This is a genomic window from Myxococcus llanfairpwllgwyngyllgogerychwyrndrobwllllantysiliogogogochensis (assembly GCF_006636215.1).
Lineage (GTDB): Bacteria > Myxococcota > Myxococcia > Myxococcales > Myxococcaceae > Myxococcus > Myxococcus llanfairpwllgwyngyllgogerychwyrndrobwllllantysiliogogogochensis.
In genome coordinates, this window is the sequence record NZ_VIFM01001062.1 from 1 (window position 1) to 379 (window position 379).

General features: G+C 54.9%; 1 protein-coding gene. It reads left to right on the forward strand.

Features of this window, described 5'->3' with window-relative positions; all coding sequences use genetic code 11:
- Positions 1 to 379 (forward strand): Rpn family recombination-promoting nuclease/putative transposase (locus FJV41_RS51955; RefSeq protein ID WP_141649725.1); only part of this gene is annotated, 379 nt, incomplete at both ends.

The window sequence follows — 379 nt, forward strand, 5'->3', positions numbered from 1 at the left end:
ACTCCGCACGACAGCCTGTTTAAACGCTTTTTGCGCGACAACGAAACCGCACGCGATTTTCTGGATATTCATCTGCCGCCCGCGCTGCGGCAACTGTGCGACTTAAGCACTCTGCACCTGGAATCCGGGAGCTTTGTTGAGGACAACCTGCGCGCCAGCTATTCCGATATTCTCTACTCTCTGCAGACCAGCAAGGGAGAGGGCTATATCTATGTGGTCATTGAGCATCAGAGCACCCCGGACAGCCATATGGCGTTCAGACTCCTGCGCTATGCCCTCGCGGCCATGCAACAGCATCTTGATCGCGGCCATAAAGCGCTGCCGCTGGTGATCCCCATGCTGTTTTATCATGGCACCATTTCTCCCTATCCCTTTTCAC